This window comes from Mesorhizobium sp., from assembly GCF_024509055.1.
Lineage (GTDB): Bacteria > Pseudomonadota > Alphaproteobacteria > Rhizobiales > Rhizobiaceae > Mesorhizobium.
The window spans coordinates 1-26,812 of the sequence record NZ_JANINM010000366.1 but is presented as its reverse complement, the minus strand read 5'-3'; the positions used below and the strand labels follow the sequence as shown (position 1 = coordinate 26,812).

Annotated in this window: 31 protein-coding genes and 1 pseudogene; 23 read left to right on the top strand and 9 right to left on the bottom strand. The window is 63.1% G+C overall.

Going from position 1 to position 26,812, the window contains the following annotated elements; translation table 11 throughout:
• Both Q0L57_RS16170 and Q0L57_RS16165 read left to right on the top strand, forming a co-directional pair.
• Positions 1-1,194, top strand: a 1,194-nt coding sequence (locus Q0L57_RS16170) for an anthranilate synthase (protein WP_296744156.1), incomplete at its 5' end; no start/stop codon positions are given.
• Between the two features lie 30 nt (positions 1,195-1,224).
• On the top strand, positions 1,225-2,157 hold the full coding sequence (locus tag Q0L57_RS16165; RefSeq protein WP_296744155.1) for a cation diffusion facilitator family transporter: 933 nt from the start codon (positions 1,225-1,227) through the stop codon (positions 2,155-2,157).
• 10 nt (positions 2,158-2,167) lie between these two features.
• On the opposite strand, the gene Q0L57_RS16160 is transcribed toward Q0L57_RS16165, so the two are convergent.
• On the bottom strand, positions 2,168-3,250 hold the full coding sequence (locus Q0L57_RS16160) for a hypothetical protein (RefSeq protein WP_296744154.1): 1,083 nt from the start codon (positions 3,248-3,250) through the stop codon (positions 2,168-2,170).
• A gap of 106 nt (positions 3,251-3,356) precedes the next feature.
• On the opposite strand from Q0L57_RS16160, the gene Q0L57_RS16155 reads away from it, so the two are divergent.
• The 7 genes and pseudogenes from Q0L57_RS16155 to Q0L57_RS16130 all read left to right on the top strand — a co-directional run bounded on the left by Q0L57_RS16155 (position 3,357) and on the right by Q0L57_RS16130 (position 6,658).
• Positions 3,357-3,788: a DsrE family protein gene (locus Q0L57_RS16155; protein ID WP_296744153.1), complete on the top strand. Its 432-nt coding sequence runs from the start codon at positions 3,357-3,359 to the stop codon at positions 3,786-3,788.
• Positions 3,789-3,869: 81 nt separating this feature from the next.
• Positions 3,870-4,646: an SDR family oxidoreductase gene (locus Q0L57_RS16150; RefSeq protein WP_296744152.1), complete on the top strand. Its 777-nt coding sequence runs from the start codon at positions 3,870-3,872 to the stop codon at positions 4,644-4,646.
• 48 nt (positions 4,647-4,694) lie between these two features.
• On the top strand, positions 4,695-5,003 hold the full coding sequence (locus Q0L57_RS16145; RefSeq protein ID WP_296744151.1) for a putative quinol monooxygenase: 309 nt from the start codon (positions 4,695-4,697) through the stop codon (positions 5,001-5,003).
• Between the two features lie 145 nt (positions 5,004-5,148).
• Entirely contained in the window at positions 5,149-5,394 is a 246-nt protein-coding gene (locus tag Q0L57_RS16140) for a type II toxin-antitoxin system Phd/YefM family antitoxin (protein ID WP_296744150.1), read from the top strand.
• A complete protein-coding gene (locus Q0L57_RS16135; RefSeq protein ID WP_296744149.1) occupies positions 5,391-5,777 on the top strand; it encodes a type II toxin-antitoxin system VapC family toxin in 387 nt (128 codons plus the stop codon). Before Q0L57_RS16140 ends, Q0L57_RS16135 begins: the two co-directional genes overlap by 4 nt.
• A gap of 90 nt (positions 5,778-5,867) precedes the next feature.
• Positions 5,868-6,044 (top strand): annotated as a pseudogene (locus tag Q0L57_RS34270) (SDR family NAD(P)-dependent oxidoreductase); the annotation flags it as partial.
• Positions 6,017-6,658, top strand: coding sequence for an SDR family oxidoreductase (locus Q0L57_RS16130; RefSeq protein WP_366940924.1), 642 nt, complete (start codon positions 6,017-6,019; stop codon positions 6,656-6,658). The pseudogene Q0L57_RS34270 and the gene Q0L57_RS16130, both read left to right, overlap by 28 nt.
• A 9-nt stretch (positions 6,659-6,667) precedes the next feature.
• On the opposite strand, the gene Q0L57_RS16125 is transcribed toward Q0L57_RS16130, so the two are convergent.
• The 3 genes from Q0L57_RS16125 to Q0L57_RS16115 are packed head-to-tail and all read right to left on the bottom strand — an operon-like array spanning position 6,668 to position 8,929.
• Positions 6,668-6,982, bottom strand: a complete 315-nt coding sequence (locus Q0L57_RS16125) for a nuclear transport factor 2 family protein (RefSeq protein ID WP_296744148.1) — start codon at positions 6,980-6,982, stop codon at positions 6,668-6,670.
• The gene (locus Q0L57_RS16120; protein ID WP_296744147.1) at positions 6,982-7,758 is read right to left on the bottom strand and encodes a hypothetical protein; all 777 of its coding nucleotides are present in this window, start codon (positions 7,756-7,758) and stop codon (positions 6,982-6,984) included. Before Q0L57_RS16120 ends, Q0L57_RS16125 begins: the two co-directional genes overlap by 1 nt.
• A 4-nt stretch (positions 7,759-7,762) precedes the next feature.
• Positions 7,763-8,929, bottom strand: a complete 1,167-nt coding sequence (locus Q0L57_RS16115; protein WP_296744146.1) for an ATP-grasp domain-containing protein — start codon at positions 8,927-8,929, stop codon at positions 7,763-7,765.
• A 465-nt stretch (positions 8,930-9,394) separates the two neighbouring features.
• On the opposite strand from Q0L57_RS16115, the gene leuA reads away from it, so the two are divergent.
• The 4 genes from leuA (at position 9,395) to Q0L57_RS16095 (ending at position 14,782) form a co-directional block, all read left to right on the top strand.
• The gene (gene leuA, locus Q0L57_RS16110; RefSeq protein WP_296744158.1) at positions 9,395-11,062 is read left to right on the top strand and encodes a 2-isopropylmalate synthase; all 1,668 of its coding nucleotides are present in this window, start codon (positions 9,395-9,397) and stop codon (positions 11,060-11,062) included.
• Between the two features lie 202 nt (positions 11,063-11,264).
• Positions 11,265-13,025, top strand: coding sequence for a hypothetical protein (locus Q0L57_RS16105; protein ID WP_296744145.1), 1,761 nt, complete (start codon positions 11,265-11,267; stop codon positions 13,023-13,025).
• A gap of 232 nt (positions 13,026-13,257) precedes the next feature.
• Entirely contained in the window at positions 13,258-14,058 is an 801-nt protein-coding gene (locus Q0L57_RS16100; protein ID WP_296744144.1) for an alpha/beta fold hydrolase, read from the top strand.
• A gap of 106 nt (positions 14,059-14,164) precedes the next feature.
• Positions 14,165-14,782: a hypothetical protein gene (locus Q0L57_RS16095; RefSeq protein ID WP_296744143.1), complete on the top strand. Its 618-nt coding sequence runs from the start codon at positions 14,165-14,167 to the stop codon at positions 14,780-14,782.
• Between the two features lie 5 nt (positions 14,783-14,787).
• On the opposite strand, the gene Q0L57_RS16090 is transcribed toward Q0L57_RS16095, so the two are convergent.
• A complete protein-coding gene (locus Q0L57_RS16090; protein WP_296744142.1) occupies positions 14,788-15,723 on the bottom strand; it encodes a metallophosphoesterase in 936 nt (311 codons plus the stop codon).
• Between the two features lie 68 nt (positions 15,724-15,791).
• Between Q0L57_RS16090 and Q0L57_RS16085 the strand changes: the two genes are divergently transcribed.
• Together Q0L57_RS16085 and Q0L57_RS16080 are read left to right on the top strand one after the other, a co-directional pair.
• Complete coding sequence (locus tag Q0L57_RS16085) at positions 15,792-16,295, top strand: NUDIX domain-containing protein (RefSeq protein WP_296744141.1); 504 nt, start codon at positions 15,792-15,794, stop codon at positions 16,293-16,295.
• A gap of 76 nt (positions 16,296-16,371) precedes the next feature.
• The gene (locus tag Q0L57_RS16080) at positions 16,372-16,851 is read left to right on the top strand and encodes an ABZJ_00895 family protein (RefSeq protein WP_296744140.1); all 480 of its coding nucleotides are present in this window, start codon (positions 16,372-16,374) and stop codon (positions 16,849-16,851) included.
• Positions 16,852-16,857: 6 nt separating this feature from the next.
• Here the strand turns inward: Q0L57_RS16080 and Q0L57_RS16075 are convergent, their stop codons facing one another.
• Positions 16,858-17,844: a glutathione S-transferase family protein gene (locus Q0L57_RS16075; protein ID WP_296744139.1), complete on the bottom strand. Its 987-nt coding sequence runs from the start codon at positions 17,842-17,844 to the stop codon at positions 16,858-16,860.
• Positions 17,845-18,136: 292 nt separating this feature from the next.
• On the opposite strand from Q0L57_RS16075, the gene Q0L57_RS16070 reads away from it, so the two are divergent.
• The 6 genes from Q0L57_RS16070 to Q0L57_RS16045 all read left to right on the top strand — a co-directional run bounded on the left by Q0L57_RS16070 (position 18,137) and on the right by Q0L57_RS16045 (position 22,986).
• The gene (locus Q0L57_RS16070) at positions 18,137-18,673 is read left to right on the top strand and encodes a GNAT family N-acetyltransferase (protein ID WP_296744138.1); all 537 of its coding nucleotides are present in this window, start codon (positions 18,137-18,139) and stop codon (positions 18,671-18,673) included.
• 110 nt (positions 18,674-18,783) lie between these two features.
• Positions 18,784-19,545 (top strand): 3-hydroxyacyl-CoA dehydrogenase, encoded by a 762-nt coding sequence (locus Q0L57_RS16065; RefSeq protein ID WP_296744137.1) that lies wholly within the window; start codon positions 18,784-18,786, stop codon positions 19,543-19,545.
• A 6-nt stretch (positions 19,546-19,551) separates the two neighbouring features.
• Positions 19,552-20,736, top strand: a complete 1,185-nt coding sequence (locus tag Q0L57_RS16060; RefSeq protein WP_296744136.1) for a CaiB/BaiF CoA-transferase family protein — start codon at positions 19,552-19,554, stop codon at positions 20,734-20,736.
• Between the two features lie 35 nt (positions 20,737-20,771).
• Entirely contained in the window at positions 20,772-21,533 is a 762-nt protein-coding gene (locus Q0L57_RS16055) for a HugZ family protein (RefSeq protein WP_296744135.1), read from the top strand.
• 174 nt (positions 21,534-21,707) lie between these two features.
• Positions 21,708-22,046 carry a metalloregulator ArsR/SmtB family transcription factor gene (locus Q0L57_RS16050; protein ID WP_296744134.1) on the top strand — a complete coding sequence of 113 codons (339 nt, stop codon included), beginning with the start codon at positions 21,708-21,710 and terminating at the stop codon, positions 22,044-22,046.
• Positions 22,047-22,188: 142 nt separating this feature from the next.
• Complete coding sequence (locus Q0L57_RS16045; protein ID WP_296744133.1) at positions 22,189-22,986, top strand: RNA methyltransferase; 798 nt, start codon at positions 22,189-22,191, stop codon at positions 22,984-22,986.
• A 41-nt stretch (positions 22,987-23,027) separates the two neighbouring features.
• Here the strand turns inward: Q0L57_RS16045 and Q0L57_RS16040 are convergent, their stop codons facing one another.
• Positions 23,028-24,164, bottom strand: a complete 1,137-nt coding sequence (locus Q0L57_RS16040; protein ID WP_296744132.1) for a hypothetical protein — start codon at positions 24,162-24,164, stop codon at positions 23,028-23,030.
• Between the two features lie 135 nt (positions 24,165-24,299).
• Entirely contained in the window at positions 24,300-24,836 is a 537-nt protein-coding gene (locus Q0L57_RS16035) for an EipA family protein (protein ID WP_296744157.1), read from the bottom strand.
• Between the two features lie 402 nt (positions 24,837-25,238).
• Between Q0L57_RS16035 and chpT the strand changes: the two genes are divergently transcribed.
• Together chpT and Q0L57_RS16025 are read left to right on the top strand one after the other, a co-directional pair.
• Positions 25,239-25,868 carry a histidine phosphotransferase ChpT gene (gene chpT / locus Q0L57_RS16030; RefSeq protein WP_296744131.1) on the top strand — a complete coding sequence of 210 codons (630 nt, stop codon included), beginning with the start codon at positions 25,239-25,241 and terminating at the stop codon, positions 25,866-25,868.
• A 234-nt stretch (positions 25,869-26,102) separates the two neighbouring features.
• Positions 26,103-26,471, top strand: a complete 369-nt coding sequence (locus Q0L57_RS16025; RefSeq protein ID WP_296744130.1) for a response regulator — start codon at positions 26,103-26,105, stop codon at positions 26,469-26,471.
• A 72-nt stretch (positions 26,472-26,543) separates the two neighbouring features.
• On the opposite strand, the gene Q0L57_RS16020 is transcribed toward Q0L57_RS16025, so the two are convergent.
• The coding region (locus Q0L57_RS16020; protein ID WP_296744129.1) for a helix-turn-helix domain-containing protein at positions 26,544-26,812 on the bottom strand (269 nt) is incomplete at its 5' end.

Sequence of the window (26,812 nt, the reverse complement as noted above, 5' to 3'; positions counted from 1 at the left end):
ATCAAGCGCGGCGACGACGCCATTTCCGACAGCGAGCAGATCCTCAAGCTGCTCAACTCCAAGAAGGACGAGTCCGAGCTCACCATGTGCTCGGATGTCGATCGCAACGATAAGTCGCGCGTTTGCGAGCCGGGCTCGGTGCGCGTCATCGGCCGCCGCCAGATCGAGATGTATTCGCGGCTGATCCACACCGTCGACCACATCGAGGGGCGGCTGCGCGAAGGCATGGATGCCTTCGACGCGTTCCTGTCGCACGCCTGGGCGGTCACCGTCACCGGCGCGCCAAAGCTCTGGGCCATGCGCTTCATCGAGCAGAACGAGAAGAGCCCGCGCGCCTGGTATGGCGGCGCGATCGGCATGGTCAACTTCAACGGTGACATGAACACCGGACTGACGCTGCGCACCATCCGCATCAAGGACGGCATCGCCGAAGTGCGGGCAGGCGCCACGCTGCTCTTCGACAGCGTTCCCGAGGAAGAAGAAGCCGAAACCGAACTGAAGGCATCCGCCATGCTCTCCGCCATCCGCGACGCCAAGACAGGCAACGCCACCGGAACCGAGCGCACCACCGCGCGCGTCGGCGACGGCGTCAACATCCTCCTGGTCGATCACGAAGACTCCTTCGTCCACACTCTGGCCAACTACTTCCGCCAGACCGGCGCCAATGTTTCCACCGTCCGCTCGCCTGTACCCGAAGAAGTCTTCGAGCGGCTGAAGCCTGATCTCGTGGTGCTGTCGCCCGGCCCTGGCACGCCGAAGGATTTCGATTGCGCCGCCACCATCAAGAAGGCGCGCAGCCGCGACCTGCCGGTGTTCGGCGTTTGCCTCGGCCTGCAGGCGCTGGCCGAAGCCTACGGCGGCGAGCTCAGGCAGTTGCACGTGCCGATGCATGGCAAGCCCTCGCGCATCCGCGTCTCGAAGCCCGGCATCATCTTCTCAGGGCTCCCCAAGGAAGTGACGGTCGGCCGCTACCACTCGATCTTCGCCGATCCGGTGCGCTTGCCCGATGATTTCGTCGTCACGGCCGAGACCGAGGACGGCGTCATCATGGCTTTCGAGCATCGCAAGGAGCCGATAGCCGCGGTGCAGTTCCATCCGGAATCGATCATGACGCTCGGTCACAATGCCGGCATGCGCATCATCGAAAATATCGTCGCGCATCTGCCGCGCAAGGCGAAGGAGAAAGCCGCTTAAGGGCGGCGTGCAAGGATGAGTGCGGCAACCATGACGACCACCCAGGATACGAAGGCGGCGACCCGGCAAAAGGTCGCCAGCCTTGCCTTCTGGTCGATCATCCTTGCCTGTGTCGTTCTCGCTCTCAAGCTCGTCGCCTGGTACATCACCGGCTCCGTAGCGCTCTATTCCGACGCGCTGGAATCGATCGTCAACGTCATCGCGTCGGCGGCCGCCTTCTGGGCCATCCAGGTCAGCTACAAGCCCGCCGACCAGGACCATCCCTTCGGCCATCACAAGGCCGAGTATTTTTCGGCAGTGCTGGAGGGCGTGCTCATCGTCGTGGCGGCGCTGTTGATCCTGAACGAGGTCTGGCAATCCTGGCGGCACCCTACGCCGATCGAGCAGCCCTGGAACGGTCTCGCCGTCAACGGTGTTGCGACGGTGATCAACGCAGTCTGGGCCTGGATGCTGATCCGCGCCGGACGCAACGCCAAATCGCCGGCGCTTGTCGCCGACGGCCAGCACATCATGACCGATGTCGTGACCTCGGTCGGCGTGTTCGCCGGCCTGGTCGGCGCAGTGTTGACCGGCTGGCAGATCCTCGACCCGGCGCTCGCCGTCATCGTCGCGCTCAACATCCTATGGCAGGGCTGGCACGTCATCGGCTCGTCGATGAGCGGGCTGATGGACCGCGCCGTCGACAGCCAGGAGCACATGCAGATCCGCGACATCATTTCGGCCAATTCCAAGGGCGCGCTGGAGGTGCATGACCTCAAGACGCGCATTGCCGGCCGTGCCACCTTCATCGAGTTCCATCTCGTCGTCGACGCCGACATGACCGTCGGCGCCAGCCACGTCATCTGCGACCGGATCGAGGATGCGTTGAAAGCGGAGATCCCGTCCGTGCGGGTCACCATCCATGTCGAGCCGGACGACGAGGCGAAGCTGCCGAAAGGCACCACCGCGGTGCCTTTCGCGTAACTGGCGCAACTTACGGCATGCAGGCCGTCTGCGGCATTGGGCTCAACCGATATACCTTGTCGTCGGTTTTGGTCTTGCCCTCGGCCGCCTTCGAGCAGAGATCCACGGTGGCGAGCGCGTTGTTGGGGTTGGCCAGCATCATCGTGCCATTGGCGCCGCGCTTGAGGAAAATCTCCTTCTGCGAGATGTCGCAGGCAAAGTCACTCATCTTGGAACTGGCCGAGCAGCGCCATTGATCGGCTTCCCCCTGGCAGGAATAGGTCTGTGTGACCTTGCCGGATTTCTGCCTGGTGGTGATCGAGACAGCCACGTCGGCCCCATCCGGCCAGTTAGTCGCGTCGCCACTGGCGGCGAATGACGCCAACTCGATGGAGCCACGGAACACACGGATGGACTGCGTCATCTGGTTGGGATGCGAACCGAGATGCGCGGCATCGTAGTCCTGGCCGTAGCAGAAGGCCTGGTCGGGCTTGAGCCGCTCGCGTAGTGGCGGCCCCAGCGCCGGATCGACCGGATCGATGCGCGCGAACTCTGCCTGGCAGGTCGCTACGGGCATCGGATCCAGCCGGAAATTATCGTCCTCGCTGCCCAGGGCCCGCTTCTTGTATTCCGCGGTGCCCAGTTCCTCCTCGGAACCCGCGTCGAGATAGATATCGGGCTGCAGGTCGGACAACATCAGCCGCCCTTTGTCATCGAGTTTCAGGTTGGCGAGAGTCCGGTCGCATTCCATGCCGCAACGGATTCCGCTCGACTTGTCGTTCGGGTCCTGCTTGTTGCACCAGCCGCCCGCCCACTCCGGCGCCTTGGCTCCTCGCACAGTGGTGGTGACGAAGCCGTTGTAGGAATTGTCGGACTGCGCAGTCGGCTCCTCGTTCGGCCGGCTGACCGGGTCATGGCCGTAGTAGAAGAAGATGCGCGCCACCTTCTGATGCGGATGCGCCTTGAGATGGGCATCATCGTAGACGCGGCCGAAGCAGGCATCGGCGCCGTTCGGGCTGAGTTCTGGAAGCTTCGCAATGTCGTCGGCAAACGCCGTGCCGGCAACCAACAACACGACACCCAGCGCGGCACCAGCCGCCATCCTCGACGTCATGTGATCCCTCCCTCGCACCGACAGGACGTGACTGCGATTTATGCTAGTCTAGGAGACCGGCCCGGGCCATCCAAAATCAGCAGGTCGGCGGGCAAAGGGGGATGCGATGCGGCGCCGTGACATGTTTCGCGTTGGTCTTGCAGGAGCCGCCGGCCTTTTCGGCCTGCGCCAGGTGAAAGCAGCGGCAGAGGAACGGCTCAAAGTCGTCTACCACCTCAGCGACATCGACAAAGTCAATTTCGTTCTCGGCAACATCAAGAACCACTATGACGGCACCGGCGGCAATGTAGATATCGTCCTCGTCGTGCACGGCCCTGCCCTCGCTTCCTTCAAGACGAAAGGGGCTTCAGGCGCGACTTCCAGCCGGTTTGGCGGCCTCGTCCAGCAAGGGCTTCTCCCGCAGGCCTGCGGCAACACCATGCACGGCATGGACCTCACGCTTGCCGACCTGCTCGACGGCTTCCACATAGCCGAGAAAGGCGGCGTGGTGAGACTCGCCGAGCTCCAGCATCAGGGCTATGTCTATCTTCGCCCTTGAATACAAGAGCTTGAACGCCGCCCCAGGAATGGCTTACGAAATGCAAGATTCCCGGAAACCAGCCAACTGGGCGATACCAACATGACCACCACGCTTGTCATTCCCGACCTTGCCGGCAAGGTGGTTCTGGTCACCGGCGCGTCGACCGGCATCGGCGCCGCTCTCGCCATTGCCTATGCGCAACAGAAATGCCGTGTGGCGTTGCACTACAACGCGAGCGGCCAGGCAGCCGAAAACGTTGCAAAAACCATCCGCGACGGCGGCGGAGACGTGTTTCTGATACAGGGCGATTTCTCGGTCGCCGCCGACGTCGAGCGGGTCGTCGAGGCAAGCGCGCAGCATTTCGGCAGGCTCGACGGCCTCGTCAACAATGCCGGCGGCATGCTCGGCCGCGTCGCCTATGCCGACCAGACCGAAGCGAACTACGATGCTGTGATGGACCTCAACGCTCGCTCGGTGCTGACCGCTTCGCGCAAGGCGATACCCTGGCTGAAGCGTCAGGGCGGCTTCATCATCAACACGTCCTCGATCGCCGCCCGCAACGGCGCTGGCGGTGGCGCCGGCCTATACGGCTCGGCCAAGGCGTTCGTCTCCAACGTCACACGCGGCATGGCCAAGGAGTTGATCGGCTTCGGCATTCGCGTCAACGCCGTGGCGCCAGGCACCATCCTGACGCCTTTCCACGAACGCTATTCGAGCGCCGAGCAGGTCAAGGCCATGGTTTCCACCATCCCTCAGGGTCGCGCCGGAACGGCCGAGGACTGCGTCGGCGCCTACCTGTTCCTGTCGTCCGGTCTTTTGAGCGACTACATCATCGGCCAGGTGATCGAGGTCAATGGCGGCCAGTTGATGCCGTGAGCCGGGACCGGCATACTCAAGGCGCAACCCTGGAGGGAGACACACGGCATGTTCGGATTGATCGGCAAGATGCGGGCGGCACGCGGCCAGCGCGATGCGGTCATGAACGTGCTGCGTGAGACGACCGGCGCGCTGCCCGGCTGCCTGAGCTACATCATCGCCACAGATCCGGTCGACGCCGACGCGATCTGGGTGACGGAAGTCTGGACCGACCAGGCGAGCCACAAGGCCTCGCTGCAACTGCCGGAAGTCCAGGCGGCGATCGCCAAGGCGCGCCCTTTCATCGCCGGCTTCGAATTCCAGGTCGAAACCCACCCGGTCGGCGGCTTCGGGCTACCCGCCGAAAAGGCCGGCTGATCCAGCGGGAGCGCTTATCCTCCGCTACGCGAGCGCTTCGCTCCCAACCTCGTCGGCAAGCAAATCCTGGGCGGTGGAACCTTGTTGCAACATCTCTGCCGATGGACTAAGTTCTATGGACTAAGTCTATCGTGGAGCACTGGTCATGCAGACGGTTAACATCCACAACGCGAAGACCAACCTTTCGCGCCTCGTCGACCAGGCCGCCAAAGGCGAGCCGTTCATCATCGCCAAGGCCGGCAAGCCGTTGGTCAAGGTCGTCCCTGTCGATCAGCCAAATGCTGCACAGGCGCGACGGGTCGGCTTCATGGCCGGCCAATTTTCCGTCCCTGACGATTTCGACCGCATTGGCAGCGACGAAATCGAACAGCTCTTCGGCGTAAACCCGTGAAGTTGCTGCTCGACACTCAATTGCTGTTGTGGGCGGCCGGCGAACCGGACCGTTTGCCGTTTGCTGCCCTCGCCCAGATCGAGGACGCATCGAACGAACTGATATTCAGCGCGGCTAGCCTTTGGGAGGTCGCAATTAAGCGCGGACTCGGGCGAGACGATTTCACAATCGACCCGCGCCTGCTGCGCAGGGGGCTGCTCGACAACGGCTATCAGGAATTGTCGATAAACAGCGCGCACGCGGTAGCCCTCGAGGGGCTCCCGGCAATCCACAAGGACCCCTTCGATCGTATCCTCGTTGCGCAAGCGATCGTGGAGGGCATCGCCTTGCTGACGACGGACGATCTGGTCGCTCGCTATCCGGGTCCGATCCGCAAGCTCTGACAGGTCGCCGCCATCGCCGCAGGGTGTCCATTGGGCCAAGAATAGCCGGGCTTGTGGCGCGAAACGCCACGGGCTGATCCGCGATATCCAATGCCAGGGGAAACAAAGGAAACGTCCATGAGCCGCCGTTTGAACGTCGTCGATCTTTCCGGCCGCGTCGCTGTGGTCACCGGCGGCGCGCAAGGCATCGGCCTCGCGGTGGCCCGCCGCCTGCTGTCTTCGGGCGCCAGTGTGGCCATCTGGGATATCGATCAGGCCGCCATGGCAAATGCGGTCGCCGAGCTCGCTTCGGTCGGCCGCGTCGAGGCTTTCGTCTGCGACCAGTCGCAGATCGAGCTGTCGAGCGCGCGGCAACCGAGACCGAGCAGGCGATCGGGCTGGTCGACCTCCTCGTCAACAATGCCGGCATTGCCGGCCCGGCGGCAACTGTCGTGGATTACGACCCCGCCGCCTGGCGGCAGATCGTCGATATCGACCTCAACGGCGTCTTCTACTGCTGCAGGCGGCTCGTGCCCGGCATGATCGCGCGCAATTATGGCCGCATCGTCAACGTCTCCTCCGTCGCCGGCAAGGAAGGCAACCCCAATGCCGCCGCCTATTCGGCGGCGAAGGCCGGCGTGCTCGCGCTGACCAAATCCCTTGGCAAGGAGTTGGCGGGCCACGATATCGCAGTCAACGCGCTGACCCCTTCGCCCGCGCGCACGCGCATTCTCGAGCAGCTCACAGAGGCCCAGGTCGCCTATATGCTTGGTAAGGTGCCACGCGGCCGGTTCGTCGAGGTGGAGGAGGCCGCCGCCATGGTCGTCTTCATGCTGTCGGACGAGAATTCCTTCACCACCGGCGCCACTTTCGACCTGTCCGGAGGGCGCACCACCTATTGAGGTGGCCGCTCAGCTGATGATGAGGCTCGCGATCCGGTCGCCATCCAGCGTGAAGGCCATGTCGCCCTCGCCGTTGAAGCCGTTGCCCGTCACCGCGATGCGGACATGGTAGACGCCCGCCCCCTCCGCGACGCGGACGATGCGAAATTTGGACTGGACGCCGATATTGTCGGACTGGTTCCAGCGCGCGATTTCGTCTCGGCCGTGAAAATCGCGCCCCCAGTCGCTCAGGAAAGCGTCCTCGCCAAACGTGTCCAGGAACGCTTCCGTGTCGCCGGCATTGGTGGCCTCGACAAAGCGGTGGATCGGACCGGGCGTGGTCATCAGTCCAGCCTATGCATCAGGTCGTCGTCCAGCCAGCGGCCGAAGAAATAGACCAGCTGCTTGTGCCACCACGGCCAGTCATGGCTGACGTCGCCGCCCCAATAGTCGACCCAGGCCGGGATAGACTTGTCGCGCAGGATCTGTTCCAGCTCCCGGGTTTCAACGAGCATCCGCTCTTCCCAGGCGCCTTGCCCGCAACAGAAGATCAGCCGCAGCGCCCTCAGCCGGCCAAGCAGCTTCTGGTCGACGATGCCGGGCAGATAGTCGAGCGGCGAGTTGAAGAAGATGCTGCCCTCCAGCGCGCGACCGAAGAAATCGCGGCCCGAATAGACGCCCGACAATGAGATCACGCCGCTCGCCAATTCCGGAAAACGGAAGACGAAGTTCGACGAGTGGTACCCGCCCATCGAACAGCCGCAAAACAGCGGCTTCAGCGTGCGTCCGCCATTGGCCTTGGCGGCAACCGACTGCAGTTCCGGCAGCGCCTCCTCTCGAACATAGCGGAAATAGGCCTCGTGGCGGGCGATGCGATGAGCGGCATCCGCATGCTTGTTGAAGAATGATTCTGAATCGATGCCATCCAGCGTGAACAGCTGGATGCGACCGGTGTCGATGAATTCGGCCAGCGCGCCGACGCCGCCGGAATCCTCGAACTGGTAGAACCGTCCTTGCGAGGTCGGGAACACCACCACTGGCCGGCCGGCATGCCCGTAGCGCTTGTATTCCATGTCGCGGCCGAGATTGCGGGCATGGCCCTTGTGATAGGAGACGTCCATGGCCTCAGGCCTTTTCCGCGTGGATGTAGTCGACCGCCTGGCGCAGCGCCTTCGGGTCCTTCGAGCGCATCTGATAGGCGTAGTTCCCCATGGCGCGGCTGAAAACCTCTTCGATGGCCTGATGGTGCACGATCTTGTCGCCGTGGGCGGCTAGCACGTCCGCATGGCTGTGCAAATAGCGGAGGTGGCGCTTGCGGCTGGCATAGGCGGTGAAATACTTGCCCTCATAGGGTCCTCCGGCGGCATCCTTGACCACCATATCGGCCCACGCCGCATAGACGTCGATATCGAACGTGTAGTTGATGGCGTCAGTCATCCAGGCGCCAGGCGGGCGCATATTGACCTCCAGCGCGATGATCCGGTCGTCCTTGGTCTCGAACAGCTCGATATGGAAGAAGCGCTCGCGCACGTCGAACGCCTTCAGGATCTTCCGACCGGCCTCCTCCACCGCGGGGCGGATCTGGGGAAAGCAGGTGTAGCTCATGTGGCGGTCGCGGTTGACCGCATCCATGATGCTCTGGTCGTAGCGGTGGCTGGCCGCCAGCACCACCTCGCCATCGCGGTTGACCAGGCCGTCGAAGGTCACCACCAAGCCTTCGATGAACTGTTCCATGACGAAGGTCACGCCCTCGGGCTTGTCTCTGAAGAACCGGTCGAGCTCCCCGATATTTGAGATCTTGAACGTGTTCGAGGCCCCCGAACCGGTATCCGGCTTCACCACCACGGGGTAGCCGACGCGTCGGATGAAGGTCATGGCGCCGGCGCGATCGGAGCATTTGCGCTGCGGTATTGTTTCGACGCCGCTCTTGCGGAAGAACGCGCGCATGCGGCTCTTGCGCTTCAAATTCTTCACGAAATCAAGCTTCGTGCCGTAGATGTTGAAATCGGTGCGGATATTGGCCTCTAGTTCCAGCCAGTGCTCGTTGAGGGACTCGAAGCGATCGATGCGGCCCCATTTGTGGATGAAGTGCCCCATCGCGCGGAACACGGCATCGTAGCTCTCCATGTCGGCGATGCGGTAATATTCCGAAAGCGCCGCCTTCAGCTTGCTGTTGAGCGTCTCATAGGGCGCGTCGCCGATGCCGAGCACGGTCGCGCCTGCCTTCTTCAGCCGGTCGCAGAAATCGGCGCCGTTGGCGGGAAAATGCGGCGAGAAGAACACGAAATTCATGCACTGCCTCCCCTGAGATCCGACCCATGGGATCCCAGCCTCGGTCGGAGTGTGGCGCATTTGCCCCATGCGGGGAAGAGGCTGCGCCTTTCACGCGCAGGCTGGCACTTGCCTCCAAATGGCTGCTCCTGTAAGAGAGCCGCCATGACCACGCGTGCCCGCACCGTCGCTTCTCCTCGCACCGGCTTTGCCGGCGAGACCGTGCGCGCGCTCGCCTCGACCCTGCTTCTTCTCGGCCTTATCGGCGATCGCCGGGCTCGCTGAAGGAGCGCCCGGCGGTCGATAGCCGCCGCTGAAGGCGCATGCTCCTTGGCAACCCACATCACGCGAACGAAATTTTGGTAAAGGCGCCGCTCGCCGCCATTCCGCTCTAAGATCGGACGAGCCGCCGGGAGAACGACGATGAACGCACGAGAAGAAATCCGCGCCGGCAATGCCGAAGGCGGTGAACATGCGGCCGGCCACATGCCGGATGCCGCCCGTAAGTATCAGCCCTACCCGACCGTCAATCTCACCGATCGCACATGGCCGTCTAAGGTCATCGACAAAGCGCCGATCTGGTGCTCGGTCGACCTGCGCGACGGCAACCAAGCGCTGATCGACCCGATGGGCCACGAGCGCAAGGCGCGCATGTTCGGCCTGCTGCTCGACATGGGCTTCAAGGAAATCGAGATAGGTTTCCCCTCCGCTTCGCAGACCGATTTCGATTTCGCCCGCTGGTGCATCGAAGAGGGCAATGTGCCCGACGATGTCGATCTGCAGGTGCTCGTGCAGTGCCGTCCGGAGCTCATCACGCGGACCTTCGAGGCGCTGAAAGGCGCAAAGACCCCGATCGTGCATTTCTATAATTCGACCAGCGAGTTGCAGCGTCGCGTCGTCTTCGAGAAGGATGTCGCCGGCATCAAGCGGATCGCCACCGATGCCGCCAAGATGATCACCGACATGGCCGCCAAGGCCGGCGGCGGCTACCGGTTCGAATATTCGCCCGAAAGCTTCACCGGCACCGAGCTCGAGGTCGCGCTGGAAATCTGCAACGCGGTCACGGAGATCGTGAAGCCGACCGCGGACAACAAGCTGATCATCAATCTGCCATCGACGGTCGAGATGTCGACGCCGAACGTCTACGCCGACCGCATCGAATGGATGTGCCGCAACCTCGACAATCGCGACAAGCTGATTATCTCGCTGCATCCGCACAATGACCGCGGCACAGGCATCGCCACCACCGAGCTCGGCCTGATGGCCGGCGCCGACCGTGTCGAGGGCACGCTGTTCGGCAATGGCGAGCGCACCGGCAACGTCGACATCGTCACGCTGGCGCTGAACATGTACACGCAGGGCGTCGACCCTGGTCTCGACTGCTCCGACATCACCCGCATGAAGGACGTCTACGAATATTCGAACCAGCTGAAGATACCCGAGCGCCATCCCTATGTCGGCGAACTGGTCTACACGGCCTTCTCGGGCTCGCACCAGGACGCCATCAACAAGGGCATGAAAGCGTTGCGCAAGGCCAACACGCCGATCTGGGAGGTGCCTTATCTGCCGATCGACCCGGCCGATGTCGGCCGCACCTATGAGGCGATCATCCGCATCAACTCGCAGTCCGGCAAGGGCGGCATCGCCTATGTGCTGCAGGCCGACTACGGCCTCAATCTGCCGCGCAACCTGCAGATCGAATTCAGCCAGGCGATCCAGGCGATCACCGATGCCGAGGGCAAGGAAGTGCCGGCCAAGCGTATTCACGAACGCTTCCTCGAAACCTATGTCGACCAGCCCGGCGCACGGCTGAAGTTCCTCGACCACCGTACCTTCCCCGACACCGAGGTGAAGGGCAGGCGCATGGTGGAAGCCGATATCCTCGACAACGGCAAGGAGATGACGATCACCGGCTCCGGCACCGGGCCGATCGACGGCTTCGTCGATGCGTTGTCGCGCCATGTCGGCGTCGAGATGTCGGTGCTCGACTATTCCGAACATTCCTTGCAGCGTGGCTCCAATGCCTCGGCGATCTCCTATGTCGAGATGGAATATCCGGGCGGCAAGCTGTTTGGCGCGGGCATCAACACCAACATCGTCGCCGCGTCGCTGGAAGCGGTGGTTTCGGCCGCCAACCGCATCCTCGGCCGCTAGGCAGGCTGAGCTTTCGGGCCGGTGAAGCGGTGCGCCCGACGGCGCGCCGCTTCAAGAGCAGACGCGATCCGACTGCCATTCATTAACCGGCAGGGCAATTTCCGGTGGCTTACGCGATCGCATAATACAAGCTTTCTTGTGCGCCGGCCCGAGCGCTATATTATCGCGCCCTAACCTGTGCCGACTTCGGAAGGATCGACACTTGGAGCCTGCCACGCCTGCCGCCCCCGCAGTGCGCGAGACATTGGAGCGACTGCTTGCCAGCGAAACGTTCGGACGGTCCGAGCGCGCCCGCAGGTTGTTGCGTTATCTCGTCGAGCGCGAGCAGGCCGGTGAAGCCGACAGGTTGAAGGGACTGTCGATTGCCATGGACGTCTTCGGCAAGGATCGGGATTTCGATCCTTCGACCGATGCCGTGGTTAGGGTCCAGGCCGGACGGCTGCGCGAGCTCCTGCAGCACTATTTCGACAATGAAGGCGTTGCCGAGCCGATGCGCATCGCCATCCCGCGCGGCGGCTATGTTCCCTCGTACGAGCCCAACGCCATCCGGCTGCCGGAAGAGGCCAAGGCCGTGGATGCCGAAAGCGCCGCCGCGCCTGCGGCAGCGGATTTTGCGAATGCCGCGACGGTTGATGCCGCGCCACTGATGGCGACCGCGCCCGTCCCGTCGCTGGCGCGCCAGTTGCGTTTCTTCTGGGCCGCCATGGCCCTGGTCATTGTCATGCTGGGCGTGCTCATCATGCGCCAGGGCAACGCCTTCCTTGGCAACGACGAAGCGGCCGTGCCGATCGAAACGGCAAACACCGGAAGCACCACCGCCCCGGCGGTATTCGACACCTTGCCGCTGATCTACATCGCCGTGAAGGCTGACGGGCCGGACGCCGCCCGCATCGCCGCGTCACTGCGCGCGGGCCTTGCCGGCTTCGACACCATCGACTTCATCGGCCGCGACGCCGATGCGACGCGGGACATTTCGGCCGATCCGGTCAGTTTCATCTTTGACGTTACCCCTGGGCCGGCCACGGGCGACATCACGGTCGAGTTGCAGAGCGTCGCCACGGGGCGGGTTCTGCTGTCGCGCAACCTCACACCGTCCGAAAGCGCGCCATCCGCGATCGAGAGCGCCATCGGTAGCCTCTTGACCTCTACCGTCCCCGCATCCGGCGCGATCTACAGCTACATCGACCAGAGCGGGGTCGAAACCAGCCAGATCCAGTGCCTTGTCCTCTCCAACCGCTACTATCTCGACCAAAGCGCCAGGACGCATGAGGCTGCCTATCGCTGCCTGGAGAAGCTCGCCGTTGCGGGCACCAAGTCCTCGCTGGTCTATTCGGAACTCGCCTCGCTGCACCTGGAGGCTGCCACGGATCATTACGCCTACCCGCCGGGCGCGAATCTCGAACAGGCGATGTCGTTCGCCCATCGCGCCATCCAGATGGGGCCAATGAGCCCGCACGCGCATCGGGCCAATGGCTATCTCAACAGCCGCCTCGGCAACACCGACGAGGCGATCCGCTGGATGCGCAAGGCCTATGAGCTCAACCCCTATGATCTCGGTATGGCCGCCGCCTATGGTTACGGGCTGATTTTCGCTGGCAGATATGAGGAGGGCACGCCGATCCTGCGCCGTGCCGTCGAAGCTTTCAGCGGCCACCCGACCTGGTGGGACTACGGTCTTTTTCTCGGAGCCTTCATGCAGGGCGACATGAAGAGGGCGGCAATCGCCAGTGAATCGCTGCGGACGACGGCCTCCAAATCGCATTATCTGGCCGCACGCCTGATCGGCGCCCGGATTTCGGGCCGCGACAAGCTCGCGAGCGATCTTGCGAACGAGCTTACGGTGGAATTCCCGAAATTCACCGCCAACCCGCGCGCGACCTTCGTCGACAGGAAGTACCCGCCAGATCTCACCGATCGGCTGGTGCAGTCCTTGCGGGCTGCGGGGATCGGCAACTCCAGTTGAACGACGGGAAGTGGCGCTCGCGCATGCCCAGGAGACTGAATCGACTTTGTTTTTGCTGATTTTCGCCCGCTCTCCCAATGACGATATCTAAATAATATTAGGGCATGCTTGCGCATTCTGATGAATGCCGTGATTCCAGTCGCGAAAATTTTACTGGCTATCGATCCGGCCAGGGAGCAATTCAGCCACAATCCAGTATTGCCGATTGTTTGCTTCATATCCGAATAGCTGCATGGTCCCTGCCCTTCATGTCGCCGAGTGCGGTTCCGGCTCGAAGACCATCGTCTTCCTGCATGGATTTGGCGGTTCGCACGAGATCTGGCGCGATGTGGTCACGGCGCTGGGTCCTGGGGCCACCATGCTGGCCTACGATCTGCCTGGCCATGGGCATTCATTGGAATTCCCGGGAACCGGCGCCAAGGCGGTTGCCCGCGCCATCCTCGCCGATCTCGCCGCCAGACGGCCGGGTAAGATTCACCTCGTCGGCCATTCCATGGGCGGTGCCATCGCCACGTTGGCGGCGCTCGCCGATCCCGAAAGAGTGGGTTCGCTGACCCTGTTGGCGCCGGGCGGCTTCGGCCCGGAAATCAACGGGCCGCTGCTGCGCCGCTATGCCGCCGCGGCCGACAGGGATGAAATCCGCGCTTGTCTTGCCGCCATGTCCGGACCTGGAAGCACGCCCCCTGACCACTTGGTGGACATACTCTTGCGGATGCGGGCGCAACCGGGCCAATCGCAAGCCCTCGTCGATATGGCGGCAGCCATGACGAAGGGGGACCGCCAGGGAGTCATTCCGGCCGAACAGCTCAATAACCTCGACATGCCGGTTATGGTGGTTTGGGGAACCGAGGACCCGGTCCTGCCCGTCGACCAGACGGAAGCCCTGCCCGCGCGTTTCCATCTGCACCACGTGCTGGAGGCCGGCCATATGCTGGTCGAGGAGGCGCCGGATGTGATTGCCCAGGCTGTGCGCCGCAACACAAGGCGTCGCGGCAAGCGACAGCAGCCGCTGTTTGGCGCGGCCGCGAGCTGAACCCAGGTACGCCTGTCTTTACCCGAAACACCCCGGCGCCATCTCGCCAGTGCATTTTGCCGGCGACTGTGTTAACTCGCTGTTAACCAGATGCGAGGCAGCCGCCATGAAGGACGCAGGCGACAAAATCACTACGATCGAGCCGTCGCGAAAGCTGGCGGAGGCCATCCGCGACGTCAAGAATGCGTTCGCCGACCGCGACGACGTTGTTGTCGACATGCGCGAGGCGCACCGTATGCGGCTCGACCTGCTCGCGGCCGAGCTCGCGCCCGTCTTCGCCGACGTGCCGGCGGATATCGACAGCTTCGACTTCGCGGTTTCCTCCGGCCTGCAGCCGCGGCTGTGGATCGATGCCGTGAGCCATGTCGCCATGGGGCGCGACCGCCGCACCTATCGCTTCCTCAAGGACACCCATATCGGCCGCGTGGTGCTGGCCGAATCGACCGAGATGAAACCCGTCGCCGATGCCGTGACGCGCTATGTCGCGGAGCGGGTCGTCGAGCGACAGCGGATGATGGACGGCGCGACGGAAAGTGCCATGCCAGCGCTGCATCGTGCCGATGTGCAGGAAGCGGAACCGCCGCTTCGTTCCGAAGCGCGTCGCAACGGTTGGACGACCTTCTTCGCCGGGCTTGGCGTGATTGCAGCCGGCGCGCTGGTCGGCCTGGCGGTGTCGATGGCGCTGTTCTGGGAGCGCATCGCCCAAATGAAGATCAGCTTCTGACGGGCTCAGCTTCTCACCAGTTCACGGGCCGGCGCTATCCCGGCACCCAGTTCCGTCATCTGAAGATCCGATGGCGGCAGCGCGGGACCGGTCAGCCCGCGCCGCGTCAGCCGGATGCGCCAGTTGCCTTTTTCCCCATCGATCTCGAACAGATTATATTGCGCCGCAGGGTGCCTGCCGCCTGGCGCCTGACCGGCCGCGGCCACGCCGACCACCGGCACGCGGGCGTTTCGCGGACCGATGGCGAACAGAGACGGCAGATGCGAATGTCCGTGCAGGACAAGCTCGGCGCCATGACGCCGGATCACCTTGTGAAACCGCGAGATGCCGAACAGCCGCTTGTGTTGCGACACCGCCCCTCGCACCGGCGGATGGTGGATCATGATGGCGCGAAACAGGCCCTGTCCTGCCGTGGCATCGAGCACATCGCCGAGCCGCTGCGCTTGCCCTTCCATGAAGAAGCCGTTGGCCATGAAAGGGGCCGTGGCGCGCGCCGTCGTGACGCCGATCAGCGCGACATTGCCGCGCACGCGCAGATAAGGAAAGGAATTGCGGTCGACCGGGCCGTTGACGCCGTCGCCCGTCATCCAGGGAGCCCACGACCGGCAGATCTTGTCGAAGGCGCCCGGCACATAGGCATCGTGGTTGCCGGGGACCACCGACACGTCGTGCGGAGCGCCAAGCGTCTCGAGCCAGTGCCTCGCCATCTCGATCTCACCGTCGAGAGCCAGGTTGACGAGATCGCCGGTGACTGCGAGATGGTCGGGCGCGTTTGCCTTGATGTCGGCGACGATCGTGTCGATGACTGTGTCATGCATGTGCCGACGGCGGTTGCGTTGCCAGTTGACGTAGCCCAGCACACGCTTGGACGCGAGGTCGCGATAGGTTACATCGGGCAGCGGCCCCAGATGAGCGTCGGAAATATGCGCGAGCCTGAACATGTCTCCTTCTTAAGCGACGCAAGCCGGGCTTTCCACTCACCGTTTGCTGTCCGTTGGCGGTATCGCGCATGACTGGCGCGGCCGATCCGGAACAGGCGTTCCGTCAGACCGGCTGGGCCGGGCTGCGCGCACGGCTGTTCCATCTCTATTTCCTTCTGCGGCGTCCGATGACGCTTGGCGTGCGCGGCCTGGTTTATGACCGTCCGTCCAACTCTGTGTTCCTTATCCGCCACACCTATGTTCCGGGTTGGCAATTGCCAGGCGGCGGAGTCGAGACGGGGGAGACGCTTGAGGAAGCGCTTGCGCGCGAGTTGGCCGAGGAAGGCAACATTGCACTGACCGGCCCGGCGCAGCTGAAGTCCATGCATTACAACCGCCGCGCCAGCCGCCGAGACCATGTCGGCCTCTATCTGATTGAAGCCTTCAATCAGACCGCGCCGAAACTGCCGGACCACGAGATCGCCGAAGCGGCATTCTTCCCGCTTGGTCGTCTGCCGGAGGAGACGACGCCTGCGACGCGGCGAAGGATCAGGGAGATATTTGACGGGCAGCCGGCATCACCACACTGGTGAATTTCGAACGGCGATTTGCCTTTATTTTTAAACGGCAATGGCTCTATTATTCCCAAGGTTGGTTCGGGGGAATAGCATGGAAATCGATAGAGTCGAGTCCACCAATCCCTGGCCGTATGTTGGAATTTATTTCTTGGCGACAGTGGGATTTTCCCTGTCCTGGGGCGTCTTTTCGTACTTCGTTCCTTCGGCCGGGAAGAGCGCGAACACGGCAGTCAATGTAGCGATTGTATTTGCCTCGACCTATTCGACTTATGCAGTGTTCGTAAGCCGAAAAGGGCGACTTCTTGAACGAGGCGAGTATTGGAAATTAGTATCCCTTTGCACCGCGGCTTCGCTGGCTTACTCAGTCGTTTCCTTGACATTTTTTTTGGCAATCGGTGCCATTCCCGGCTGGGCCGGCATGAACGCTGCATTCTGGGTTGTGGTTCTGGCCATTGGCCTGATCTCTGCCTTCCTCCTGAACGCTGTCGGGTTTTCCGACCGGTTCGGCAGAGCCATGCTGAAGGCAAATCGCGCTCGACAGGCCCGGATCGACACTGAAACCTTCCGCTAGATCAGTTCAAGCCGCCTTTTTGAACCTGCCGCGATCGTGCGGCGCGGCATAGTTCAGTTCCGGCCCCACCGGAACGATCCCCGTCGGATTGATCGATCTGTGGCTGCCGTAATAATGCGCCTTGATGTGGCGCAGGTTGACCGTGCCCGACACGCCCGGCACTTGATAGAGATCGCGCATGTAGTTCGACAGGTTCGGATAATCGGCGATACGGCGCAAATTGCATTTGAAGTGGCCGACATAGACCGGGTCGAAGCGCACGAGCGTGGTGAACAGCCGCCAGTCGGCCTCGGTGACCTGCTCGCCGACCAGGTAGCGCTGCTTCGACAATCGTTCTTCGATCGTGTCGAGCGCCGAGAACAATTCGCCGAAGGCTTCCTCATAGGCGGCCTGCGTGGTGGCGAAGCCGGCCCGATAGACGCCGTTGTTGATCGCCGGATAGACCAGGGCGTTGATCCTGTCGATCTCCGTGCGCAGTGCCTTCGGGTGGAAATCGACGCCGGCATCGCCCCATTCGTCGAAGGCGGAATTGAGCATCCTGATGATCTCAGAGGACTCGTTGTTGACGATGGTCCGTTCTTTCTTGTCCCACAGCACCGGCACGGTGACCCGGCCTGAATAGACGGGATCGGCCTTGGCATAGATCTGATGCAGGAAATCGAGGCCGTAGAGCGTGTCGCCGGTGGCACCGTCCTCGGCTTTGAAGGTCCAGCCATTGTCGCCCATGAAATGATGCACCACGGAAACCGAGATGATGCCTTCCAGCTCCTTCAGGGCCCGAAAGATCAGCGTCCGATGGGCCCAAGGGCAAGCGAGCGAGACGTAGAGATGATAGCGTCCGGGCTCTGCCTTGAAGCCCCGCTTGCTGCCCTCGGCCGGCGCGCCGTCGCGCGTGACCCAATCGCGCCATTGCGAGTCCTTGCGCGCGAACCTGCCGCCGCTGTCGGTGTCTTGCGGCCGCTCATGCCATTTGCCTTCGATCAGCAATCCCATGCAAAAGCTCCCTGTGATGTCCGGCAACATCTAGGGAGATCGTCCGGATATCGAAGCCCTCATGCGCTGAACAGTTCGTCAATCGACGAACCAGTTCGTCAAACGAGGGAGAAGAACGGCGAAGGCGCCGATTGCAGCGGCGCAATTTTGATGCTAGCGGAGGCACCGATGCTCGACTTTGCCTCCATCCGGTTCGACCGACGACGAAAGGGCGCCCGCGCTTGATGAAGCGCTGACTGGCGAACGCTGCCGCTTGCAGCAACCCTTCCTCGCATACCGGAACGCAAAGACCATGAGCCTTGCCGACGTCAAATACCTGCCGGAAACTCCGGCGCACGATGCTGAAATCGAAGCCATCAATGACGAAGCCTTCGGGCCGGGCCGTTTCGTGCTCGCCGCCTACAAGATTCGTGAGGCCGGCGGCCATGACCGCTCTATGTCTTTCGTCGCCGAAAAAGACGGCACCGTAATTGCATCCGTGCGCATGACCCGCGTCGCCGCTGGCGCCGGGCGCGCCTTGATGCTCGGACCGCTCGCCGTGCGGCCGGCATTCAAGAATCTCGGCATCGGCCGCCGGCTGGTAGCGATTGCCCTCGAAGAGGCCGCAAGGTCCGGCGCGCCGGCCGTCATGCTGGTCGGCGACGAGCCCTACTACGGGCCGCTTGGCTTCAAGCGTTTTCCGCGCGGCCAGATATCCATGCCGCGCCCGGTCGATCTCGACCGGCTGCTTCACCACGAAATCAAGCCCGGCGCCGTCGCCCGCTTTGTCGGCGAGGTCTGCCACGCGGACACTGCCCGCCTGGCGGAGCAGCTTCCGGCAATGGCCTGACCGACGGGTCGATCGATGCCTTGGCTGATCCCGCCGGTCGATCCGACATGCCGGTTGCGCCTCCGTGGCAGCATTCGTAGCATGATGCGAAACCTTTGGAGGACGCCAGTATGAACCCGAACGGCCAGATCGCGATCGTCACCGGTGGCGGCTCAGGCCTTGGCGAGGCGACCGGGCGCGCCCTGGCCGCCAAAGGCGCCCGCGTCGCCATCCTCGATGTCGGCGTCGAGCGTGCGGCAAAGGTCGCGGCCGACATCGGCGGCATTGCCGTGCAATGCGATGTCAGCAGCGGCGACAGCGGCACGGCAGCCATTGCCGAAGTGGCAAGCACGCTGGGTGAACCGCGTATTCTGGTCAACTGCGCCGGCATCGCCATCGGCGTGAAGACGGTCGGCAAGGACGGTCCGCATCCGCTCGACCAATACCGCCGAGTGATCGAGATCAACCTGATCGGCACCTTCAACATGATCCGCCTCGTCGCCGACCGGGCGGCGAAGCTCGATCCGCTGCAAGGCGGCGAACGCGGCGTCATCGTCAACACCGCCTCGGTTGCGGCCTATGACGGGCAGATCGGCCAGGCCGCCTATTCGGCGTCCAAGGGCGGCGTCGTCGGCATGACGCTGCCGGTTGCCCGCGATCTCGCCCGCTCCGGCATCCGCGTCTGCACCATCGCGCCCGGCATCTTCAAGACACCGATGATGGCCGGCATGCCGCAGGAGGTGCAGGATTCGCTGGGCGCCTCGGTGCCCTTCCCGCCCCGCCTCGGCGAGCCTTCGGAATATGCCGCTCTCGCCCTCCACATCGTCGAGAACCAGATGCTGAACGGCGAGACGATCCGCCTCGACGGCGCGATCCGCATGGCGCCGAAATAGCGCAAGATGAGCGCGCCGAATGGCACCGGCATCGCCACCGAAAAGGCCGGCCCGCTTGCCGGCCTGAAGGTGATCGAGATGGCCGGTCTCGGCCCGGTGCCGCTCGCAGCCCTGATGCTGTCGGAAATGGGCGCCGAAGTGCTGCGCATCGAGCGCGCCGACGCAGGCCAGCCGCTTCTCTCGCTGCCACAAGAATACGATCTCGACCGCCACGGTCGATCGATCATGCGCGTCGACCTCAAGCAGGCCGATGGGGTCGAGTTGCTTCTGCGCCTTGTCGAAAAGGCCGACATCCTCATCGAGGGCTTCCGTCCGGGCGTCATGGAGCGCCTGGGCTTTGGGCCCGACTTGGTCCTAAAGCGCAACCCGGCATTGGTCTATGGGAGGCTGACGGGTTTTGGCCAAGACGGGCCGCTGTCGCGCCGCGCCGGCCACGACATCACCTATCTGGCTTATGCCGGCCTGCTGCATGCCATCGGCAGGCAGGGCGCGCCTCCCGTGCCGCCGCTCAACCTCGTCGCCGACCAGGGCGGCGGCGCCATGATGCTGATCGCCGGCGTGCTGGCGGCCCTCCTGCAGCGCTCGCGGACCGGCAAGGGCCAGGTGATCGATGCCGCGATGATCGAGGGCGCCGCCATGCTCGCGGCTCCCATCCATGCCTTCATGGCGGCAGGGTTGTGGGCAGACAGGCGCGGCGAGAACCTGCTCGATTCCGGCGCGCCTTTCTATGACACCTACGAGACTGCCGACGGCCGGCATATCGCTGTCGGTTGCCTGGAACCGCGCTTCTTCGCCGAGTTCGTCCGGCTGCTGCCGCTCGATCAGCGTTTTGCAGGCATCCAGTACGACAGGACATGCTGGCCCGAGATGCGCGCCGCCATCGCCGGCAGGGTTGGGCGGAAGACACGCGACGAATGGGCCGAGCTTTTTGCCGCGACCGATGCCTGCGTCGCACCTGTGCTGTCGCTGGGCGAAGCCAGGGAACATCCGCAGAACCGCGCCCGGCAGACTTTCGTCAAATCCGGCCGGCTGGAACGGCCAGCGCCTGCGCCACGCTTTTCTGACGCCTCGTCGGTGTCTGCCACGGCGCCCACCGCAACCGACTTCGACCCGGCAAGCGTGCTGGCACGTTTCGGGTTCGGCGAAACTGAAATCCGGACCCTTGTCAGTTCGGGCCTATTTGGCCAATAAACAGGAGAATAGAACTCAACTTACAGAGGTGACCTGTGACCGAGGCGAAAAGAGATGTCATCCGCACGACCGACGCTGAGGCGATCAGGCTGGCAAAGACCCTGGTCCGATCGGCTCGCTTTGGCGCGCTCGCGGCGATCGAGCCTGGCACCGGCTCGCCGCTGGCCAGCCGCGTCGGCGTCGCGACCGACATCGATGGCGCGCCGCTGATCCTGGTCTCGATGCTCTCCGCCCACACCGGCGCGCTTCTCGCGGACTCGCGCTGCTCGTTGCTGGTTGGCGAACCCGGCAAGGGCGATCCGCTGGCGCATCCGCGCATCACGCTCATATGCAGGGCGCTGCGGCTGGAGCGCGGTTCGGCCGATCACGCCCGCGCCGAGCGGCGCTACCTCAACCGCAATCCCAAGGCTCGGCTCTATGCCGGGCTTGGCGACTTCTCGATTTTTCGGCTCGAGCCAGAACGGGCGAGCCTGAACGGCGGCTTCGGCAAGGCCTATCTCCTCGAGCGCGCCGACTTGATCACCGACGGTCGGGTCGTCGAGGAACTGGCGGCAAGCGAGCAGCCGGCGCTGGACCATATGAATGCCGACCACCGCGACGCGCTTGCCGTCTACGCTCGGCATTTCGGCGGGGCCGCGGGCGAAAGCTGGATCGCCACCGGCTTCGATGCCGACGGCATGGACCTGGCCTCCTCGGACGCCGTCTGCAGGGTGTTCTTCCCTCGAACTCTCGGTGCGGCCGACGAATTGCGCGCCGTACTGGTCGAAATGGCCAGCACCGGACGAGCAGCCGGCTAGGCACAGTATCGACAGTTGATCGTCCCAGATCGAAAGCAACCCTTGAGATTTGAAGGAAATGATCTACCCTGATTATGACGCTGATTCAGCAGCGCCTATCGATATCTGAACATTGTGGAATCAGGCGCCATTGCCCCCATGGCGGCTGGATGAGCCAGAAAACATGGGGGATCTATGATCTCGAACAAGCTAATCGCCAATGCCGAAACGGCGGCTGCGTTTCTGACGCTCATGGGCAATGAAAAGCGCCTTCTGATCGCGAGCTATCTTATCGACGGCGAAATGTCGGTCGGCGCGATCGCTGAGAAAGTCCAGCTCAGCCAGTCCGCGTTGTCGCAGCACCTCGCCAAGTTGCGAGCGCTCGATCTCGTCGAGACCCGCCGAGACCGGCAGATGATCTACTACTCCTGCAAGTCCGACGCGGTGCGCGAGTTGCTTCGTATGCTGGAAGGCATTTTCGGCGACGGCGACCTCTCCCAGATGGCATATCGTCTGCGCCGCGCCGGGGCTTGACCCGGGCCGCCCAACGCTCATTACCTCGCGGATGTATGTCCCCAAAAAGCGCTGAGCGGTTTTGGGAAAACGGCATGCACCAGAACAAGGACTTGAAGCGCGGCGACCGCCGTTTCGGCGCGCCTTGACCGGCGAGGATTGCATGAACCTCATCCCTATCGACGACCCGGGCGATCCGCGTGTCGGGGCCTATCTCGATATTCGCGAGCGAGACCTCGTCGGCCGGCACGGGCGTTTCGTCGCGGAGGGCAAGGTGGTCCTGAACCTGCTGCTCTCGACCGGGCGCTTCGCCGCCGAATCGGCGCTTGTCCTCGAAAACAGGCTGCCGGGTCTGGACGCAGTGTTGCGGAAGGCGCCGCCGGAATTCCCGGTCTACGTCGCTCCTAGCGACATCATCGACCGGATTGCCGGTTTCCACATGCATCGCGGCATATTGGCGATAGGCATTCGCGCCGGCCAACCCTCGGCGGAGGCGTTGCTGGAGGACTTGCCCCCTCGCGCGCTCGTCGTTGTCCTGGTCGGCATTTCCAACCACGACAATATGGGCGCCATTTTCCGCAACGCCGCGGCCTTTGGCGCCGACGCCGTGCTTCTCGATGCCACCTGCTGCGATCCGCTCTATCGCAAGGCGATCCGCGTTTCGGTCGGCGCGGCGCTTCAGGTTCCCTTCGCGGTGTTCGACGGCATCGAGCGCTTCACCGCAACTCTCGACCGGCTTGGCTTCAGCCAGTTCGCGCTGTCGCCACGCGGCGAAACCGACATCCGCGCCACGCAACCATCGCCTCGGTTGGCTCTTTATCTGGGCACCGAAGGCGAAGGTTTGCCGCAAGAGCTGCTTGCTCGTCTGCGCACGATGCGGATCGAGATGGCGGATGGCTTCGACAGCCTCAATGTCGCCGCCGCATCAGCCATCGCGCTTCATCACTTTTCGAACCGGTAGCCGCCGAAGCGTCCGGAATCTGCGTGGTAGAAGGCGGCGGCTCAGTTGGTCGAAACGGCTTTCTGCAGCGCCCTGACACGATCGGCAAGGCTGACGCCATGATCTCCCTGGCCCTCTTCACGGGAGGTCGCCAGGGCTTTGGCAATCGGCGAATCCTGCCCGTCGAGTTTCATCGTCAAACTGACGACCTCGGCGGCAAGCTCATTCATCTGTTCGCGCAGCGCAGCGCCGGCGCGGCGTGCGTCGCCTGCCTGTTCGGGCTTTACCGCCTCGAAAGCGGCAAGATCCGTCTTGAGCCGCTTGTTTTCGCGCGCGAGCGCTGTCAGCCTCGCCTCCAGCCGTTCGCGGTCGCCTTCCAGCCGGCCCGCCACCTTGTCGTCGCCGACTTCGCCGGCCGGCCGGCCTGCGCCATTTGCCGGGAGATCCTGCTTCGGACGCTCACGCATCCGCGCAAGCTCCTTTTCGCGCCGGTCGAGCTTCTCCTCGCGGTCGGCAAGTGTCGCAAACAATCTCTCGAGCTTCTTGTCCAGTTCGGCGGCTCTTTTCTTTTCCGCTTTCAGAGCCTCTCGCGCGGCCTTGCTTTCCGTCGCGACTTCCTGATTGCGCCGATCGGCTTCCTTGCGTTGGCTTTTCAGCAACGCAATGTCGCTGGCAAGCTTCTCCAGCTCGGATTCGCGCGCCACCAGTTCGATCTGTCGGTTCGACGACGAGAAGCTGGCGTCGTCATACATCTGCTCGAGCTTTTGCAATTCGAGCGCCCGCTTCTCCAGCGCCCGCTCGGTCTGGACCAGCCTCTCCGACAGACTGTGCAGTTCTTCTTCGTGCCGCTTGAGTTCCGCGTTCTTGGCTTCGAGGTCAGACAGCGCCTGGTTCTTGTCTTTTTTCTCGACTGCCAGCCCTTTCAGCGCCTCGCGCCCGCGACCAATCTCGACCAGTTGCTCGGCCGCCTTCTCCTGCAGGCTCTTGACGGTCATCTCGAGCCGGCGCGTCGTCATTGCGTACTCGGCCCGGACCCGATCCTTTTCAGCCTGGATCTCGGCCGGCGTCAGCGGCAGCGAAGCTTCGAGGCGCCGGCGCGTGAGCACGACGGCCCGCCGCCAGACCGCTGGCGCGATCAGCGACACCAGGAAGACGGCGCAAAGGAAGCCGAGTGCGAAGAACAGGATCGACTGAACCAAGGTGGACTATCCAATATCCGAGACAGCTGCTGCCCGACTGTGCCACCTTGGCATGGCTGAAATCCGGCACCGCGGCAAGAGGATGCCGCGGCGCGATCTGGATTTATCCGAGCGGTTGCAACGGCGGGAACCGGATCAGAACGGGTTCCAGGTGGCTCTTTCGGTGAGTTTCAGGTAGCCGAGATTGACGCCGAGCCGGGCCCCGACACCGGTGCGGATCGGAACGATCAGCACCCTGTTGTTCTGCAGCACGTTGAAGCCGACACCCGCGACGACATAGGCTGAGCCGGCGACGCCGCCGAAACGGGCGTAGAGATTGCTCACGTCGTCGAGATTGTAGACCAGCATCATTACCCGCGACCCCTCGCCGCCGAAATCCCAGCCGAGCGACGGACCTTGCCAGAATACCTTATGGTCGCCAGCGTTCTTCGTGTAGAGCGTTCCCTCGCCATAGGTCAGGCCGCCGATCAGCGCGCCGGAACCTTCCTCGCCGAGCAGATAGCCGTTGGGCAGGCCGTAGGAGGCAAAAATCTTCTCGACGACCGTCGCCAGGCCGCCCGAGGTCGCCCCGAAGAACTTGTGGCCGGAATCGATGATCTCCTGGGCGGTGTATTCCTGCGCCCGCAGCGCGGAGGTTGAGAAGATGAGCGCGCCCATCAGGGCTATCGTCATGGTGAGGACACGGACAAGCGTCCGGTCGTAGTATCGGGAAAACATGCTTCCAAATCTCCGTCAGGGAGCACTTTCGCCGACGCCTCGCACCCCTACAGCTCTTTGCGGCCGTTCAGGATGGCTATCACTGGCAAACTATGCCGTAATCCTTTTTCAACCATTAAGCTCGCACAGGAAGATGGCGGTTCGAAGGCCTGTCCTTGCCCCTGGCCCATTCGGCAGGCCGCTTTTCCCCTGCTTTCCCTCGCGTGAACGCACCATTTTGTCGTAGGCAATCCCGGATTTGTTGATGCTGATGCGGGTGCTGTGTATTCAGAAACCTTGGAAAAGAGCGTGATTCGTGTGGCGGGCACGAAGTATGGTCGCTCGGCCACGATTGTGAATTAAGCAGGGATTTCGCCTATGGCCGAGCTCTTCACCCTTTCCGCTCCCGATCTCGCCGCACTGCTGTGCAGCCGCGTTTGTCACGACATCATTTCGCCGGTCGGCGCCATCAACAACGGCCTCGAACTGCTCGACGAGGGCGGCGCCGACGAAGACGCCATGAAGCTGATTCGCCAGAGCGCACGGAATGCCTCGGCGCGCCTGCAATTTGCCCGCATCGCCTTTGGCGCAGCAGGTTCAGCCGGCATGATGATCGACACCGGCGACGCCGAGGCCGTGGCAATCGCTTTCCTCAAGAACGAAAAGCCGGAACTGGTGTGGAACGGCGCCCGCGCGCTGCTGCCCAAGAACAAGGTCAAGCTGCTGCTCAATCTCATCCTCGTCGCCAACGCGGCCATACCGCGCGGCGGCAAGCTGGTGGTCACGCTGGAGAACCTCGAGACCGAGCCGCGCTTTTCGCTGGGCGCGAGCGGCCCGATGCTGCGCGTGCCGCCGAAATTCCTCGAGCTGCACTCCGGACACAAGCCCGAAGAGCCGATCGACGCCCATTCGGTCCAGCCTTACTACACGCTTCTGCTGGCGCGGGAAGCCAACATGACGATCTCGATCCACGCGACCCCCGAAGAGATCGTCCTCTCGGCAGCCTGAGATACGGGCAAGAAAAACTAAAGTATTGCACTTGCCGATATTTGTTGCATGCTTCGACGAAGCAGCAACATTGGAGATAACATTGCAACAGCCAGGCGTCGCGAAAGGGCGCAGCGCCTGCTCTTTGGAAAAACTTTACCTAACGGCTTTTCGGCTTCTTTACCAGATTGCCCTATGGTGCCTCCCGGTTACCGGACGTTTGCCGGCCCGCCGGATGACAAAGAGGACCAGGAAATGAAGCGCTGCCTGTTCGTGGACGATTCGAGCGTCATCAGGAAAGTCGCGAAGCGCATCCTTGGCGGCTCCGACATCATGGTCATCGAAGCGGCGACCGGGCTTGACGCCATCGAGATTTGCGCCACCGACATGCCTGATGTTGTCGTCGTCGACGGCGGCTTGCCGGACATTCAGCCAGCCGACCTCATCCGCCGCATCCGCGGCATCGAAAGCTCCGTCAAGCCGCAGATCCTGATCTCGCTCGTCGAGGTCGATGTCGCCTCGATCATGCGCGCCAAGCGCGCCGGCGCCCAAGGGTACCTGCTGAAGCCCTTCAATCGGGCGCAACTGCTCGAAAGCTTCCGCACCCTGAAGATCGCTGCCTGATTCGCCAGCCGGTTAGGCATGAAAAACCCGGCCAAAGGCCGGGTTTTTGCTGGTTATTGTCGGAACGTTCGTTCAGGCGCTGACGCGGATATCTTCCGGTTCGCGCAGCACATAACCGCGGCCCCACACCGTCTCGATGTAGTTCTGGCCGCCCGAAGCGGCGTCGAGCTTCTTGCGCAGCTTGCAGATGAAGACGTCGATGATCTTCAGTTCCGGCTCATCCATGCCGCCATAAAGATGGTTGAGGAACATTTCCTTGGTGAGCGTGGTGCCCTTGCGCAGCGAAAGCAGCTCCAGCATCTGGTATTCCTTGCCGGTCAGGTGCACGCGCTGGCCGCCGA

What these genes read in the sequence shown, in the direction of transcription:
- Q0L57_RS16165 (WP_296744155.1), top strand. Translation starts at nt 1,225, where the DNA reads ATGACGACCACCCAGGATACGAAGGCGGCGACCCGGCAAAAGGTCGCC.
- Q0L57_RS16160 (WP_296744154.1), bottom strand. Translation starts at nt 3,250, where the DNA reads ATGACGTCGAGGATGGCGGCTGGTGCCGCGCTGGGTGTCGTGTTGTTG.
- Q0L57_RS16155 (WP_296744153.1), top strand. Translation starts at nt 3,357, where the DNA reads ATGCGGCGCCGTGACATGTTTCGCGTTGGTCTTGCAGGAGCCGCCGGC.
- Q0L57_RS16150 (WP_296744152.1), top strand. Translation starts at nt 3,870, where the DNA reads ATGACCACCACGCTTGTCATTCCCGACCTTGCCGGCAAGGTGGTTCTG.
- Q0L57_RS16145 (WP_296744151.1), top strand. Translation starts at nt 4,695, where the DNA reads ATGTTCGGATTGATCGGCAAGATGCGGGCGGCACGCGGCCAGCGCGAT.
- Q0L57_RS16140 (WP_296744150.1), top strand. Translation starts at nt 5,149, where the DNA reads ATGCAGACGGTTAACATCCACAACGCGAAGACCAACCTTTCGCGCCTC.
- Q0L57_RS16125 (WP_296744148.1), bottom strand. Translation starts at nt 6,982, where the DNA reads ATGACCACGCCCGGTCCGATCCACCGCTTTGTCGAGGCCACCAATGCC.
- Q0L57_RS16120 (WP_296744147.1), bottom strand. Translation starts at nt 7,758, where the DNA reads ATGGACGTCTCCTATCACAAGGGCCATGCCCGCAATCTCGGCCGCGAC.
- Q0L57_RS16115 (WP_296744146.1), bottom strand. Translation starts at nt 8,929, where the DNA reads ATGAATTTCGTGTTCTTCTCGCCGCATTTTCCCGCCAACGGCGCCGAT.
- leuA (WP_296744158.1), top strand. Translation starts at nt 9,395, where the DNA reads ATGCCGGATGCCGCCCGTAAGTATCAGCCCTACCCGACCGTCAATCTC.
- Q0L57_RS16100 (WP_296744144.1), top strand. Translation starts at nt 13,258, where the DNA reads ATGGTCCCTGCCCTTCATGTCGCCGAGTGCGGTTCCGGCTCGAAGACC.
- Q0L57_RS16095 (WP_296744143.1), top strand. Translation starts at nt 14,165, where the DNA reads ATGAAGGACGCAGGCGACAAAATCACTACGATCGAGCCGTCGCGAAAG.
- Q0L57_RS16090 (WP_296744142.1), bottom strand. Translation starts at nt 15,723, where the DNA reads ATGTTCAGGCTCGCGCATATTTCCGACGCTCATCTGGGGCCGCTGCCC.
- Q0L57_RS16085 (WP_296744141.1), top strand. Translation starts at nt 15,792, where the DNA reads ATGACTGGCGCGGCCGATCCGGAACAGGCGTTCCGTCAGACCGGCTGG.
- Q0L57_RS16080 (WP_296744140.1), top strand. Translation starts at nt 16,372, where the DNA reads ATGGAAATCGATAGAGTCGAGTCCACCAATCCCTGGCCGTATGTTGGA.
- Q0L57_RS16075 (WP_296744139.1), bottom strand. Translation starts at nt 17,844, where the DNA reads ATGGGATTGCTGATCGAAGGCAAATGGCATGAGCGGCCGCAAGACACC.
- Q0L57_RS16070 (WP_296744138.1), top strand. Translation starts at nt 18,137, where the DNA reads ATGAGCCTTGCCGACGTCAAATACCTGCCGGAAACTCCGGCGCACGAT.
- Q0L57_RS16065 (WP_296744137.1), top strand. Translation starts at nt 18,784, where the DNA reads ATGAACCCGAACGGCCAGATCGCGATCGTCACCGGTGGCGGCTCAGGC.
- Q0L57_RS16060 (WP_296744136.1), top strand. Translation starts at nt 19,552, where the DNA reads ATGAGCGCGCCGAATGGCACCGGCATCGCCACCGAAAAGGCCGGCCCG.
- Q0L57_RS16050 (WP_296744134.1), top strand. Translation starts at nt 21,708, where the DNA reads ATGATCTCGAACAAGCTAATCGCCAATGCCGAAACGGCGGCTGCGTTT.
- Q0L57_RS16045 (WP_296744133.1), top strand. Translation starts at nt 22,189, where the DNA reads ATGAACCTCATCCCTATCGACGACCCGGGCGATCCGCGTGTCGGGGCC.
- Q0L57_RS16035 (WP_296744157.1), bottom strand. Translation starts at nt 24,836, where the DNA reads ATGACGATAGCCCTGATGGGCGCGCTCATCTTCTCAACCTCCGCGCTG.
- chpT (WP_296744131.1), top strand. Translation starts at nt 25,239, where the DNA reads ATGGCCGAGCTCTTCACCCTTTCCGCTCCCGATCTCGCCGCACTGCTG.
- Q0L57_RS16025 (WP_296744130.1), top strand. Translation starts at nt 26,103, where the DNA reads ATGAAGCGCTGCCTGTTCGTGGACGATTCGAGCGTCATCAGGAAAGTC.